This window comes from Malonomonas rubra DSM 5091 (assembly GCF_900142125.1).
GTDB classification, from domain to species: domain Bacteria; phylum Desulfobacterota; class Desulfuromonadia; order Desulfuromonadales; family Geopsychrobacteraceae; genus Malonomonas; species Malonomonas rubra.
Map to the genome: position 1 here is coordinate 21,204 of NZ_FQZT01000020.1, position 11,951 is coordinate 33,154.

Sequence of the window (11,951 nt, forward strand, 5' to 3'; positions counted from 1 at the left end):
AGTCGCGGCAAGGGTTTCTTAGAAGATTCTAAACAAACATCTTGATCTCCGGGAACTTGATGCTAAACTATGACATCAACCTGTCACTTGCCTGTCATGCAAGGAATCAGATGCAAAAACAGCAGCTTGCCTTCGTCAAAAAATATTTCATCGGAGCAACTCTGATCATCTCCCTGGTGATGGCTGCGGTCTTCTTTACTCAACACGCCAGGATCGAAAAGCTGACCAACAGCATCATGCTGCAGCAGGCGAGAGCCTTGTTAAGCGAACTGATCCTGACCCGAAAGTGGGTCACCATGCATGGTGGCGTCTACGTCAAAGCGAAACCAGGTGAGAAACCGAACCCCTTTCTGAGCAAACAAAAAGGGATCAAAGTCAATATTAAGGATGAAGATGGCAACCTCTACACCCTGATCAACCCCGCCATTGCGGTGCGAGAAATTTCGCAGATTTCAGAGCAACAGGGGGCTTTCGAGCTGCACGTAGCCAGCCTTGATCCGGTCAGCCCAGTCAGTCGACAGCCGGACAACTTCGAGCAGAAAGCTTTATTGGCTTTTGAGCAGGGGGAAAAAGAGGTTTTCACCATCGAAGAGAGCGACAAAGGTCCACTCTACCGCTACATGGCGCCAGTGAAATTCGAGCAGCGTTGCAACAAGTGCCATGCTTTTCAGAAATTAGCCCAAGGGGATATTCGTGGCGGCATCAGCATCAACATTCCGATGCAGAAGGTGCGCGATCAGCTGCGCGAAACCAGGATGTACTCTTTGCTGTCTGCAGTTCTGGTGCTTGCGACCCTGCTTGCGCTACTGGCACTACTGGCGACAAATTTCATGCGCAAGCTGAAAACCGCGCAGGCAGAACTTGAACTGTCGGCCACAACTGACAATTTGACCGGACTCTACAACCGCCGGGCTGCCTATGAACGCTTAAACGAAGAACTTTCAAAAAATCGCCGCTTCGGCAAACCCCTGAGCTGCCTGATGCTCGATATCGACCACTTCAAACGGATCAACGACCAATACGGGCATTTGGTTGGTGACAAGGTGCTGAAATTTTTTACCGACAACTTAAGACTCTTGGCGCGCGAGTACGATATCCTCTGCCGCTATGGTGGTGAAGAATTTCTCGTCCTGTTGCCGGAAACAGCCTTGGAAGACGCCATTAAAGCAGCAGAGCGTTACCGTCAACAAATGGAGAAAACTCCTTTTGTCCTTGGCAAACAGAAGCTGCACATTACTGTCAGCATCGGCGTCACTGAAGCCCACCCCGTTGAGCATGAAACCCGTGACAGCTTCATCGGCCGGGCTGACAAGGCGCTCTATCAAGCCAAGCAGGAAGGGCGAAACAAGGTGGTGATCGATCCCTGACTGTGCATTCGCGCAGTTCACTTTCGTTGATCCGGGAGTGATTTTTTACGCGAGCACACGTTTATTTCGTTAGCGTAAGAGGATAGATTACAAACCATCAAAGGGCTGTTGTGGCAGGCGGCTCAAGATATTTCGTTTTCATTGACCTCCCAAAAAAAAAGCATAACCCCGCAGTTCCCTCCAAGCTGCGGGGCTTTTTTTGCCTTTTTTCAGCCCCCCAGCAACATTTCCGCGCCATGCACTAACTGTTGAGAAAAGCTGTGCAATGCCGGTGAATCCAGATTCCAGCAATGCCAGTACAACGCAACCGGAAAAACCGCCCCGGAAATCAACTCGACCAGTTCACCACTGTTACGCAGCTCGGCACTTTGCCAGTCCGGCACCATACCATAGCTGTAGCCTTCAGAAATCACTCGCAGGAACTGCTCCGGAGTGGGGATGTAATGGCAGGGCAAGCGATCCGGCAGTCCGTCGAGATGCTGCTGCATGAACTGATAGTGCAAACGATCCTTGCGGTTAAAGATCACTGCCGGTGCTTTCTCTGCGACTGCCAGCGTCAGACCATCCGGAAACCAGCGTGCAGCAAAATCTGGTGCCGCCAGCATACGATAATTCATCACGCCGAGATATTCGACCCGGCAGCCCTGCATCGGCTTCGACGCGTTGCTGATACAGCCAACCACTTCGCCTTCGCGCAGAAACAGATGTGTCTGTTCCTGATCATCGACACGCAGATCGATCAGCAGGTTGAACTGCTGCAGCAGCGGCTGAATAGCGCTGATGAACCAGCTGGCCAGGCTGTCTGCATTAATGCCGATGGCCAAGGTTGCCGGGCCCTGTTCTGCTACTGCTGTCAGCTCGGCGGAAAGACCATCCTCCAGTAATTTAACCTGCTGATAATGTTTCAGCAACGCTTTCCCGGCCTCGGTCGGTTGCGGCGGCGAACTGCGGGTCAGCAGCAGCTGACCGCTCTGATCCTCCAGCTGGCGGATTCGTTGTGACACCGCCGACTGGGTAATGAACAGCGTCTTCGCTGCGCGCTCGAAACCACCTTCGGAAACCACTTTGGCCAGCGCCTCTATCAACTTGTAATCCAGCATACACATACATTAGCAAAACTAATCATATGTCTAAAAGATTAATTTTACTTTTTAAAGACTCCGGCCTATTTTCCAGTCAGATTCTGTTTTTTCAGGAGATTGACATGGTTGCTTTTTTACAGGGACTGGGATTGGGCGGCGGCTTGATTATTGCCATCGGTGCGCAGAATGCGTTTGTCCTGTCGCAGGGCGTACGGCGGAATTACCCGCTGCAAACGGCACTCGTCTGCAGCCTGTGTGATGCCATTCTGATGATCATCGGTATCAGCGGTGTCGGTGCCCTGGTCGCAACCAACCCGCAACTGGCCCAGACCGCCACCTGGGGCGGGGCGGCATTCCTGTTCTGGTACGGGAGCCGCTCCTTCCGTTCAGCATTGCAGGGTGGCAGCCTGCAGACCGACGCTGAAAAAAGCCTGTCCCGCCGCAAACTGCTGGTCACGACACTGGCGCTGACCCTGCTCAATCCACATGTCTACCTTGACACCATCGTGCTGGTCGGCAGCATCAGCGGCCAGCTGGCCGATTCCGAACGTCTACTATTCGGCGCCGGCGCCATCAGCGCTTCAGTCCTCTGGTTTTTCAGTTTGAGTTTCGGCGCCGGGTTGCTGGCACCGTTGTTCCGCAAACAGATCGCCTGGCGCTGCCTCGACGGTTTCGTCTGCCTGACCATGTGGACCATCGCTGTATCGCTGATCTGGCCGGAAGTGAGCCAGCTTATCGCTTAACCAGGGAACGGATGGAGATACGTCTGCAGGTCGACTTTCCCGCTGCGACTGAATTGCACTCCTTCCGCCTGCAACAAGACCTGCTGTAACAGATTGCCCTCGCCATCCCGGCGGGGGCTAACCTTGCCCTGGCTGTTGATCACCCGCTGCCAGGGCACATCGGTTCCCGGCGCTAGCGCCGCCATGGCGAAACCAACGGTGCGAGCTGTACAGCCGATCAGCCTGCCGATTTGTCCATAAGTGGTTACCCGTCCGGGTGGCACCTGCCGCACTAAATCGTAAATCTGTTGATAAAGTGAACTTGACATTGCTTTACATCTCTTCCTTCACAGGGGTAGACTCCCTGCCGAACACTTTCGCCGCGAGGAATCGATGCAGGAAACCAGCGAACACCCCTTTGACAGGCTGACCCCCAGCTTTATCATGGATGCGATCGAAACGCAGGGCTTTTATTGTGACTGCCGGATTTTTGCCCTCAACAGTTACGAAAACCGTGTCTATCAGGTCGGGATCGAAGACGGAGAACCACTGATCGCCAAATTTTACCGCCCCGAGCGCTGGACGGATGAGCAGATCAGGGAAGAGCACCTATTCACCCGGGAGTTAGCCGAACAGGAACTACCGGTCGTAGCGCCTTGGTGCAGCGATTCCGGGGCAAGCCTGTTTGCATATGATGGTTTCCGTTTTGGCCTCTATCCGCGCAAAGGCGGACATGCACCGGAACTGGACAACCTGGATCACCTGAAAGTGCTCGGTCGCCTGCTCGCTCGCATCCATCTGATCGGGGCCCGCACCCCCTTTTTTGAGCGACCTAAATTAGACAGCCAAAGCTTCGGTCATCGAAATGTTGAATTGATCTGCGAAAATTTCATCCCCGCCGATTACCGCGAATCCTACCAGAGCCTGACCCGCGACCTGCTGCAGATTATCGATGAGCGCTTCGCCCAGTTTTCAGATGTTCGCTTTATCCGCACCCATGGCGACTGCCACAGCGGCAACATGCTCTGGCGTGAGGATGCACCAAACTTCGTCGATTTCGATGATGCGCGGATGGCTCCGGCTATTCAGGATTTGTGGATGCTGTTGTCGGGGGAGGAAGAACAGCAGCGGCGGCAGATGGAGAAGATTTTAGAAGGCTATCACGAGTTCAACGATTTCGATTTCCGGGAACTGCAGTTGATTGAGGTGTTGCGCACGTTACGGATTATCAACTATTCGGCCTGGTTGGCGACGCGTTGGGATGATCCGGCTTTTCCTCGCACCTTTCCCTGGTTTGGGACGCTGCAGTACTGGGGGGAGCATATTTTGGAGTTGCGGGAGCAGATGGCGGCGTTGATGGAGCCGGCGCTCAGCCTTTGAGCTGAGTCTTTTAAAAACCTGCGGGTTGCGCCCCCCGCGACCCTGTCTTTGACAAACAAAAAAAAAAGGGCCGCTCTCCGGAGCAGCCCTTCTCATCAACCTATTTCAACTTCCAACTCGTCCCCTCACGAGAATCAAGCAACTCGATTCCCCGCTCGGCAAGAGCATCTCGAATCTCATCCGACTTGGCGAAATCCTTATCCGCCCGAGCCTGTAACCGGGCCTCAATCTGAGCCTCGATCTCCTCAAGAGTGATATCAAGTTTAGCCAAACCAGCCAGCTTCACCTTCTCCAGCCAGGCCGCCGGATCAGAGTTGTAAATCCCCAACACATCGCCAAGCTTCAGAACCGTCGCGCGTAGATCGCGCACCTGGGCGACCAGATCAGCCTTCTTCTTGAACTTCTTGGTGGCACAGAGGCGATTCATCGTCCGCACCCCTTCGAACAGGTGAGCGATGGCCAGCGCGCTGTTGAAATCGTCATCCATCGCTTCGCGGAACTTGGCTTCCAGTTCGGCCCCCAGAGTACTTTCAACATCCGACTCCGGTGCACCTTCAACCGCCTGATCGGCCGTCAGCAGTGCCTCGTAGAAACGGCTCAAGCCTGCTTGGGCTTCGTGCAGGTTCTGGTCGGAGAAATCGATCGGCGACCGGTAGTGCGAAGTCAGAATGAAGAAACGTACCACTTCCGCATCGTAAGTTTTCAGGATGTCACGGATGGTAAAGAAATTGCCGAGAGATTTCGACATCTTCTCCTGGTTGACGTTGACGAAACCGTTGTGGATCCAGTACTTGGCAAACGGCTTGTCATTGGCCGCCTCGGATTGCGCAATCTCGTTTTCGTGGTGCGGAAAGATCAGGTCGCGGCCGCCGCCGTGGATATCAAAAGAATCACCAAGCAGCGACGAACTCATTGCCGAACACTCGATGTGCCAGCCCGGACGACCCGGACCCCAAGGCGATTCCCAGCTCGGCTCGTTCGGCTTGGCCCCCTTCCAGAGAGCGAAGTCCATCGGGTTTTCCTTCTGCTCGCCCGGGGCGATCCGTGCCCCGGCCTGCATCTCTTCCATGTTACGCTTGGACAGCTTGAGGTAGTCGTCGAACTTGTCGACCCGGTAGTAGACATCACCGCCGGAAGCGTAGGCAACACCCTTGTCGATCAAGACCTGGCAGATCTCGATGATCTTGTCGATGTACTCGGTCGCGCGCGGCTCGTAGGTCGGCTTAACCAAGCCGAGAGAATCCATATCCTCATCGAACGCAGTAATAAATTCTTCGGCCAGAGCTTTGCTGTCGATGCCCCGCTCGTTGGCGCGGTTGATAATCTTGTCATCGACATCAGTATAGTTGCGTACGTAGGTCGTCTCGTAACCGGCAAACTGCAGGTAGCGGAAAATGATATCGAAAACGATATTGGCGCGGGCATGGCCGATGTGGCAGTAATCGTAAACGGTAACACCGCAAACATACATACCGACCTTGCCGGGAACCAGCGGCTGGAACTCTTCCTTCTTGCCGCTCATGGTATTGTAAACGCGCAGACTCATTGTATTTACTCCGTTTATTTGACTTTAGCCCAAGTATCTCTAAGCGTCACCGTCCGATTGAAAACCGGGGCGTTATCTTTTGAATCTTTTGCATCAACGGTAAAGTAGCCAACCCGCTCAAACTGGAAGGTCTCGCCCGGCTTGGCTTCGAGCAAACTCGGCTCGGCCAGCGCGAAGGTTTCCTGCAGCGATTCCGGGTTCAATGCCGAGAGGTAATTCTCCGCCTTATCCGGATTCTCCTGGTTGAACAGGCGGTCGTAAACCCGCACCGGCACCTTGACCGCGTGTTGGGCCGAAACCCAGTGGATAATCCCCTTGACCTTGCGCCCTTCCGGATTTTTGCCGAGGGTGTCAAGATCAGCGCTGCATTTCAGCTCAACCACTTCGCCGTTTTCGTCCTTGACGTAATCATCGCACTTGATGATGTAGGAATTGCGCAGTCGCACTTCACGCTCGGGGCCGAGGCGGAAATACTTCTTCTTTGACGGCGGGTCTTCCATGAAATCATCCCGATCGATCCACAGCTCATTGCTCATCGGCAGCTGGCGAGTGCCCGCCTCTTCCTGCTGCGGATGGTTCGGCGCATCGAGCATCTCGATCTGATCGTAATTGGTGATGGTGACTTTAAGCGGATTAAGTACCGCCTGGCGCCGATAAGCGGTTTCGTTCAGCTCTTCGCGGACGCAATCCTCCAGCACAGAAAGATCGATCCAGTTGGCGCTGCGGCCGACACCGATCCGATCGCAGAAGCTGCGGATGGCAGCGGCCGGGTAACCGCGGCGGCGCATGCCGGAAACGGTCGGCATGCGTGGATCATCCCAGCCTTCGACATAGTTCTCGTTGACCAGTTGCAGCAGCTTACGCTTGCTCATCACGGTATAAGAAAGATTCAGCCGCGCGAATTCGATCTGCTGCGGGGCGAAGATTTCCAGCTCCTTGATGAACCAGTCGTAGAGTGGGCGATGATCCTCGAACTCCAAAGTGCAGATCGAATGGGTCACCCCCTCGATGGAATCTTCCTGCCCGTGGGCGAAATCGTACATCGGGTAGATGCACCACTTGTCGCCGGTGCGGTGATGGTGAGCATGCAGGATGCGGTACATGGCGGGGTCGCGCAGGTTCATGTTCGGCGAAGACATGTCTATTTTCGCCCGCAGAATGTGTGATCCGTCGGGAAAATCGCCGTTCTTCATCTTCTCGAACAGTTCAAGGTTCTCTTCGACGCTGCGGTCGCGGTAGGGGCTGTTCTTGCCAGCTTGCGTCAGGGTGCCGCGGTTTTCCCGCATCGCTTCTGCCGACTGGCTGTCGACGTAGGCCTTCCCCTTTTTGATCAGTTTGATCGCCCACTCATGCAGCTGGTCGAAATAATCGGATGCGAACAGCGGTTCCTTGCCCCAGTCGAAACCAAGCCAGGCGACATCTTCCTTGATCGATTCGACGTACTCGTCCTCTTCCTTGACCGGGTTGGTATCGTCGAAACGCAGGTTGCACTTGCCGTTGTATTCTTTCGCCAGACCAAAATTGAGACAGATGCTCTTGGCGTGGCCGATATGCAGGTAACCGTTCGGCTCCGGCGGAAAGCGGGTGATCACTTTGTCGCGTTTGCCGCTGGCCAGATCCTCGTCGATAATGGTTTTGATAAAATTCGAGCTGCTTGTCGGTTCGGTTGTGCTCATCGATTTTCCTTTTATCTAAAATGTCGCCTTAAACAATCTTTTCCAGCAGCACCACCGCATCGGCGGCAATCCCTTCGCCGCGGCCGGTGAAGCCGAGTTTTTCCGTGGTGGTCGCTTTGACGTTGATCCGGCCGATTTCTGCCTGGCAATCTTCGGCGATCCGTTCGACCATCTGCGGGATATGCGGTGCCAGTTTCGGCCGCTGGCAGATAATGGTGCTGTCGAGGTTGCCGATACGGAAACCGCTGCCGAGCATTTTCTCCACCACGTGCCGCAACAATTTGCGGCTGTCGATCCCCTTAAACGCCGGGTCGCTATCGGGAAAATGCTTGCCGATATCTCCCTCTCCCAAAGCACCGAGGATCGCGTCGCAGATCGCGTGCAGCAGGACGTCCGCATCGGAATGGCCGAGCAGGCCATAGTGATAGTCGATCTCCACACCACCGATGATCAGATCCCGATCGCTGACCAACTGGTGAACGTCGTAACCGTGGCCGATGCGCATCATGCCGATTCCTCCCGGTACATGTCAAGAAGTGCGGTGGCAATGACCAGATCTTCCGGCGTCGTCACCTTGATATTGCGATAATCACCGGCCAGGATGGCGACCGTCTTGCCGATCCGCTCCAGCAGAGATGCGTCATCGGTACCGAGAAAACCGGCTGCGTCGGCGCTAGCAAAAGCTTCGGCGAAGAGCTGGTAGCGGAAGCCCTGTGGCGTCTGCGCCTGCCAGAGCCGTTTGCGCTCTGGCGTTCCGCAGATCAAACCAGCATCCACCTCTTTAATGGTATCCTTGGCCGGGGTAGCGATAATGCAGGCACCCTGCTCGGCGATGATCGCAAGGAGTTCCGGTAATAGCTGCGGGTTGAACAGCGGCCGGGCACCGTCGTGCACCAGTATGATTCGCTCCGGTTGGTCAAGACTATCCTGCTGCAAAGCCAGCAAGCCATTTCGCACCGAGTCCTGTCGTTCGGCACCGCCCGGAACCAGTTTTCGCACTTTGCTGAAACCGTGTTTTTCGATGACCTGTTCGCGGCAGTAATCAATTTCGTCGGCCGGCAGAATAGGATAAATGTGCTCGATCTGCGCCGACTGTTCGAACAGCTCCAGGGTGTGGGCCAGAATCGGTTTACCGGCCAGTTCGAGGTACTGCTTATTGACTTTAGCTCCCATCCGGCGGCCCATACCGGCAGCGGGAATCAGCACTGTCGCTTGCATCATCAATCCGTAAAAAGTCGCCCAAAAACAGAAAAGACCAGGTGCTTGAACACCTGGTCCGCTATTCTGCCATGTCAGCATCGGTTAGTGAAAGATATTCTCCAACCGCTTGGTGATTTGATCTTCTTTTTCGCCTTCTGCCAAGGCAACTTCGGTCACCAGCAGCTTACGGGCCTGCTCGAGGACTTTCTTCTCGCCGTAGGACAGCTCCTTGGCCGAGCTGATCTGATACAGCTCGCGCAGCACATCGGCTACTTCCAGCAGGTCGCCGGTCTTCAGCTTGTCGTTGTACTCGCGCTGACGACGGCTCCAGGATGCGATCTTGCCACTCTCGTTCGGCTCGGCCAGTGCGTCAAAAACACTGGTAATGTGCTTCTGGTCGATCAGGCGACGCATACCAACGTTGCTGACGTTGCCAGTCGGCACCATGATGCGCATATCGCTATCAACGATCCGCAGCACATAAAATTTTTGTTCATGTCCAGAAAATTCACGGGACTCGATATTCTCGATTACCCCGACCCCCTGGGTCGGATACACAGCCATATCTCCAATTTTAAACAAAACGACACTCCTTTGCTCGAAGGGATGAATGTATCATAACTGACTGCTTTCGTCAAACATTGAATCCCGTTAAGCATTTGATCCAAAAAGAAAAACTATTCTAATCCAAGTTCATTTTTTCCTTGTGTTAGTATCCACACTTGCCATTTTCCCATTAACCAAACCGATCAGGAATATAATCCCATGCCTGTCCTGCTGGCCTTCTTGCTGTTAATTTTTGCCCCGCTCACCCTCTGTGCTGAGCCTCCCGATATGTACAGCTTTGCTGCCAGTCTCGCGGAAGAAGGTGACCACTACCGGGCGATTACCGAGTACAAACGCTTTCTTCACTACCATCCGCAGGATACCCGGGCTGCCCGGGCGCAGCTGGCAATTGCTCAAAGCCTTTACGCCGGTGAGCGCTGGAGTCAAGGCGATGCGGCAGCGGAAAAAGTCTGGCAGCGCTATCCGGAAAGCGACGCAGCAACGCAGGCCCGGCGGCTCTATGCCGACTCCGCTTTTGACCGCGCTGACTATCCGTTGGCTCAGCAGCGCTATCAAGAGCTGAAAGAGACCTCGGCCCAGGATGCCGAACTGGCCAATTTCCAGATCGGCCGCAGCCTGCTGGAAGAAAGGAAACTGGAGGCAGCAGAACAAAGCTTCAGCCAGTTGCCGCAAACACAGCAAAAAGAACTTGCACAGTTCATGCTTGGCTATCGCGCCCTGCCTCGAAAATCACCCCACCTTGCCGGGACTCTTTCGGCGATTCTGCCGGGCGCCGGGCAACTGTACACCGAACGACCGAAGCAGGCCGCAGTTGCCTTTGCCCTCAACGCAGCATTTATTTACGGTGCCATCGAAGCCTGGAACAATGAAAACTACAGTGTCGCCGGGATTCTCTCGCTGTTCGAGATCGGCTGGTACGGCGGCAACATCTACAACGCGATGAACAACGCCCACAAGATCAACCGTGAGCGGGAAGATGAGTTCAAACAGCAGCTGCAGCAGCGCGCAGGATTATCGCTCGGCTTCCGCGATAGCACCCCTTGGCTGCAAGCGAGGTTCCACTTCTGATGATAAAAAAGATGCGAATCGGAATTGTCGGCTCAGGGGCTCTCGGGCTTTATTACGGCGGGATGCTGCAGCGCAGCGGACAGGGAGTCAATTTCCTGCTGCGTCGCGACCTGCACGCAATTCAGCAGAATGGTCTGCATGTCCATTCGGTCAACGGTGATTTTTATCTGCCACAGGTCGCCGGTTTTGCCAATGCAAATGAGATCGGTCCAGTCGATCTTGTGATCGTCGGCCTGAAAACCTTTGCCAATGACCATTTAATCAACCTGGTACGCCCGCTGGTCGGAGAGCAGACCGCCATCCTTACGCTGCAGAACGGCCTCGGCAACGAGGAGCTGTTGGCAGCAGAGTTCGGCGGTGAAAATATCCTCGGCGGCGTTGCCTTCCTTTGCAGTAACCGTGGTGAGTCGGGGCACGTCCATCACCTTGGTGAGGGAAAAATCCGTCTCGGCGAATTCAGCGGCGGGCTGAGTGAGCGCAGCAAAATACTGCAAGCGATGTTCGAAACAGCCGGTGTCCCCTGTGAGGCTGTCGCTGATCTGCGTCGCGCACGTTGGGAGAAGCTGGTTTGGAATATCCCTTTCAACGGCCTCTGCGCCCTGTTGCGACAGGATACTGATCAGGTGCTCGCGCTGCCGGAAGGGCGCGAACTGGCCCATAGGATCATGCAGGAAGTTGTCACCGGCGGCAACGCGCAACAGCTGCAGCAACCGATCGACGGTCGCGAATTTATCGAAAGAATGATCTATCTCACCGATCAGATGGGTGGCTATAAACCGAGCATGATGATCGACCGGCTGGAGAACCGGCCGTTGGAACTGGAGGCGATTTATGCTATTCCGCTGCAGCAGGCTGCTGCTGCCGGTATCAACATGCCACGAACACAAATGCTTTACACCCTGTTAAAGGCGGGAGAAAGCCCCATTTAGCTCGCTGATTTTTTCTCTACAGATACGGAATGTCACGTCCTAAAATACGTTGACAGTTTTTTCCTAAGCCACCTCCCCCATGGAGGTGGCTTTCTTATGTACTTCTTCCGGTGTTTGCATATTCAAACTAAGGTGTGGCCGTAAACGGTTGTAAATAGCGACCGATTCTCGAACCAACCCTTTCAGCTCTTGCAAATTACGGCATTTGTGGAGCAGAAACTCTTGCTTCAATATGCCGTTCACTCTCTCAGCCAAAGCATTCTGATAACAATCGTAACCATCTGTCATTGATGGCGTTATGCCATGACGCTTCAGTTCTTGCTGATAGACCCCTGAGCAATACTGTAAGCCTCGATCGGAATGGTGCAGCAACGATCTCCGTGTCTGCCGTTGCCTGGCCGCCTGACGCAATGC

At 54.5% G+C, this 11,951-nt stretch carries 13 protein-coding genes; 5 read left to right on the forward strand and 8 right to left on the reverse strand.

Annotation, left to right across the window (positions count from 1 at the left end; translation table 11 throughout):
• The first annotated feature begins 110 nt into the window (after window positions 1-110).
• Window positions 111-1,367 (forward strand): diguanylate cyclase, encoded by a 1,257-nt coding sequence (locus tag BUB13_RS16605; RefSeq protein WP_072909891.1) that lies wholly within the window; start codon window positions 111-113, stop codon window positions 1,365-1,367.
• A 209-nt stretch (window positions 1,368-1,576) separates the two neighbouring features.
• Here the strand turns inward: BUB13_RS16605 and BUB13_RS16610 are convergent, their stop codons facing one another.
• The gene (locus BUB13_RS16610; protein WP_072909892.1) at window positions 1,577-2,467 is read right to left on the reverse strand and encodes a LysR family transcriptional regulator ArgP; all 891 of its coding nucleotides are present in this window, start codon (window positions 2,465-2,467) and stop codon (window positions 1,577-1,579) included.
• A gap of 104 nt (window positions 2,468-2,571) precedes the next feature.
• Between BUB13_RS16610 and BUB13_RS16615 the strand changes: the two genes are divergently transcribed.
• Window positions 2,572-3,192, forward strand: a complete 621-nt coding sequence (locus BUB13_RS16615) for a LysE/ArgO family amino acid transporter (RefSeq protein WP_139249413.1) — start codon at window positions 2,572-2,574, stop codon at window positions 3,190-3,192.
• Here BUB13_RS16615 and BUB13_RS16620 read toward each other — a convergent pair.
• Window positions 3,189-3,500: an MGMT family protein gene (locus BUB13_RS16620; RefSeq protein ID WP_072909893.1), complete on the reverse strand. Its 312-nt coding sequence runs from the start codon at window positions 3,498-3,500 to the stop codon at window positions 3,189-3,191. The genes BUB13_RS16615 and BUB13_RS16620 overlap by 4 nt on opposite strands.
• Before the next feature lie 64 nt (window positions 3,501-3,564).
• Between BUB13_RS16620 and BUB13_RS16625 the strand changes: the two genes are divergently transcribed.
• Window positions 3,565-4,551: a serine/threonine protein kinase gene (locus BUB13_RS16625; RefSeq protein ID WP_072909894.1), complete on the forward strand. Its 987-nt coding sequence runs from the start codon at window positions 3,565-3,567 to the stop codon at window positions 4,549-4,551.
• 100 nt (window positions 4,552-4,651) lie between these two features.
• On the opposite strand, the gene cysS is transcribed toward BUB13_RS16625, so the two are convergent.
• From cysS to BUB13_RS16650, 5 genes are all read right to left on the reverse strand, one after another.
• Window positions 4,652-6,097: a cysteine--tRNA ligase gene (cysS, locus tag BUB13_RS16630; protein ID WP_072909895.1), complete on the reverse strand. Its 1,446-nt coding sequence runs from the start codon at window positions 6,095-6,097 to the stop codon at window positions 4,652-4,654.
• Between the two features lie 14 nt (window positions 6,098-6,111).
• On the reverse strand, window positions 6,112-7,773 hold the full coding sequence (locus BUB13_RS16635) for a glutamine--tRNA ligase/YqeY domain fusion protein (RefSeq protein WP_072909896.1): 1,662 nt from the start codon (window positions 7,771-7,773) through the stop codon (window positions 6,112-6,114).
• A gap of 28 nt (window positions 7,774-7,801) precedes the next feature.
• Entirely contained in the window at window positions 7,802-8,278 is a 477-nt protein-coding gene (ispF, locus tag BUB13_RS16640; protein ID WP_072909899.1) for a 2-C-methyl-D-erythritol 2,4-cyclodiphosphate synthase, read from the reverse strand.
• Window positions 8,278-8,991, reverse strand: a complete 714-nt coding sequence (ispD, locus tag BUB13_RS16645) for a 2-C-methyl-D-erythritol 4-phosphate cytidylyltransferase (RefSeq protein ID WP_072909900.1) — start codon at window positions 8,989-8,991, stop codon at window positions 8,278-8,280. Before ispD ends, ispF begins: the two co-directional genes overlap by 1 nt.
• Window positions 8,992-9,075: 84 nt before the next feature.
• Window positions 9,076-9,555, reverse strand: coding sequence for a CarD family transcriptional regulator (locus BUB13_RS16650; protein ID WP_084092246.1), 480 nt, complete (start codon window positions 9,553-9,555; stop codon window positions 9,076-9,078).
• A 183-nt stretch (window positions 9,556-9,738) separates the two neighbouring features.
• Between BUB13_RS16650 and BUB13_RS16655 the strand changes: the two genes are divergently transcribed.
• Both BUB13_RS16655 and BUB13_RS16660 read left to right on the forward strand, forming a co-directional pair.
• Window positions 9,739-10,608, forward strand: coding sequence for a tetratricopeptide repeat protein (locus BUB13_RS16655; RefSeq protein ID WP_072909897.1), 870 nt, complete (start codon window positions 9,739-9,741; stop codon window positions 10,606-10,608).
• A gap of 11 nt (window positions 10,609-10,619) precedes the next feature.
• Window positions 10,620-11,537, forward strand: coding sequence for a putative 2-dehydropantoate 2-reductase (locus tag BUB13_RS16660; RefSeq protein WP_072909902.1), 918 nt, complete (start codon window positions 10,620-10,622; stop codon window positions 11,535-11,537).
• Window positions 11,538-11,600: 63 nt separating this feature from the next.
• Here BUB13_RS16660 and BUB13_RS16665 read toward each other — a convergent pair.
• Window positions 11,601-11,951, reverse strand: a 351-nt coding sequence (locus BUB13_RS16665) for an integrase core domain-containing protein (RefSeq protein ID WP_139249415.1), incomplete at its 5' end; no start/stop codon positions are given.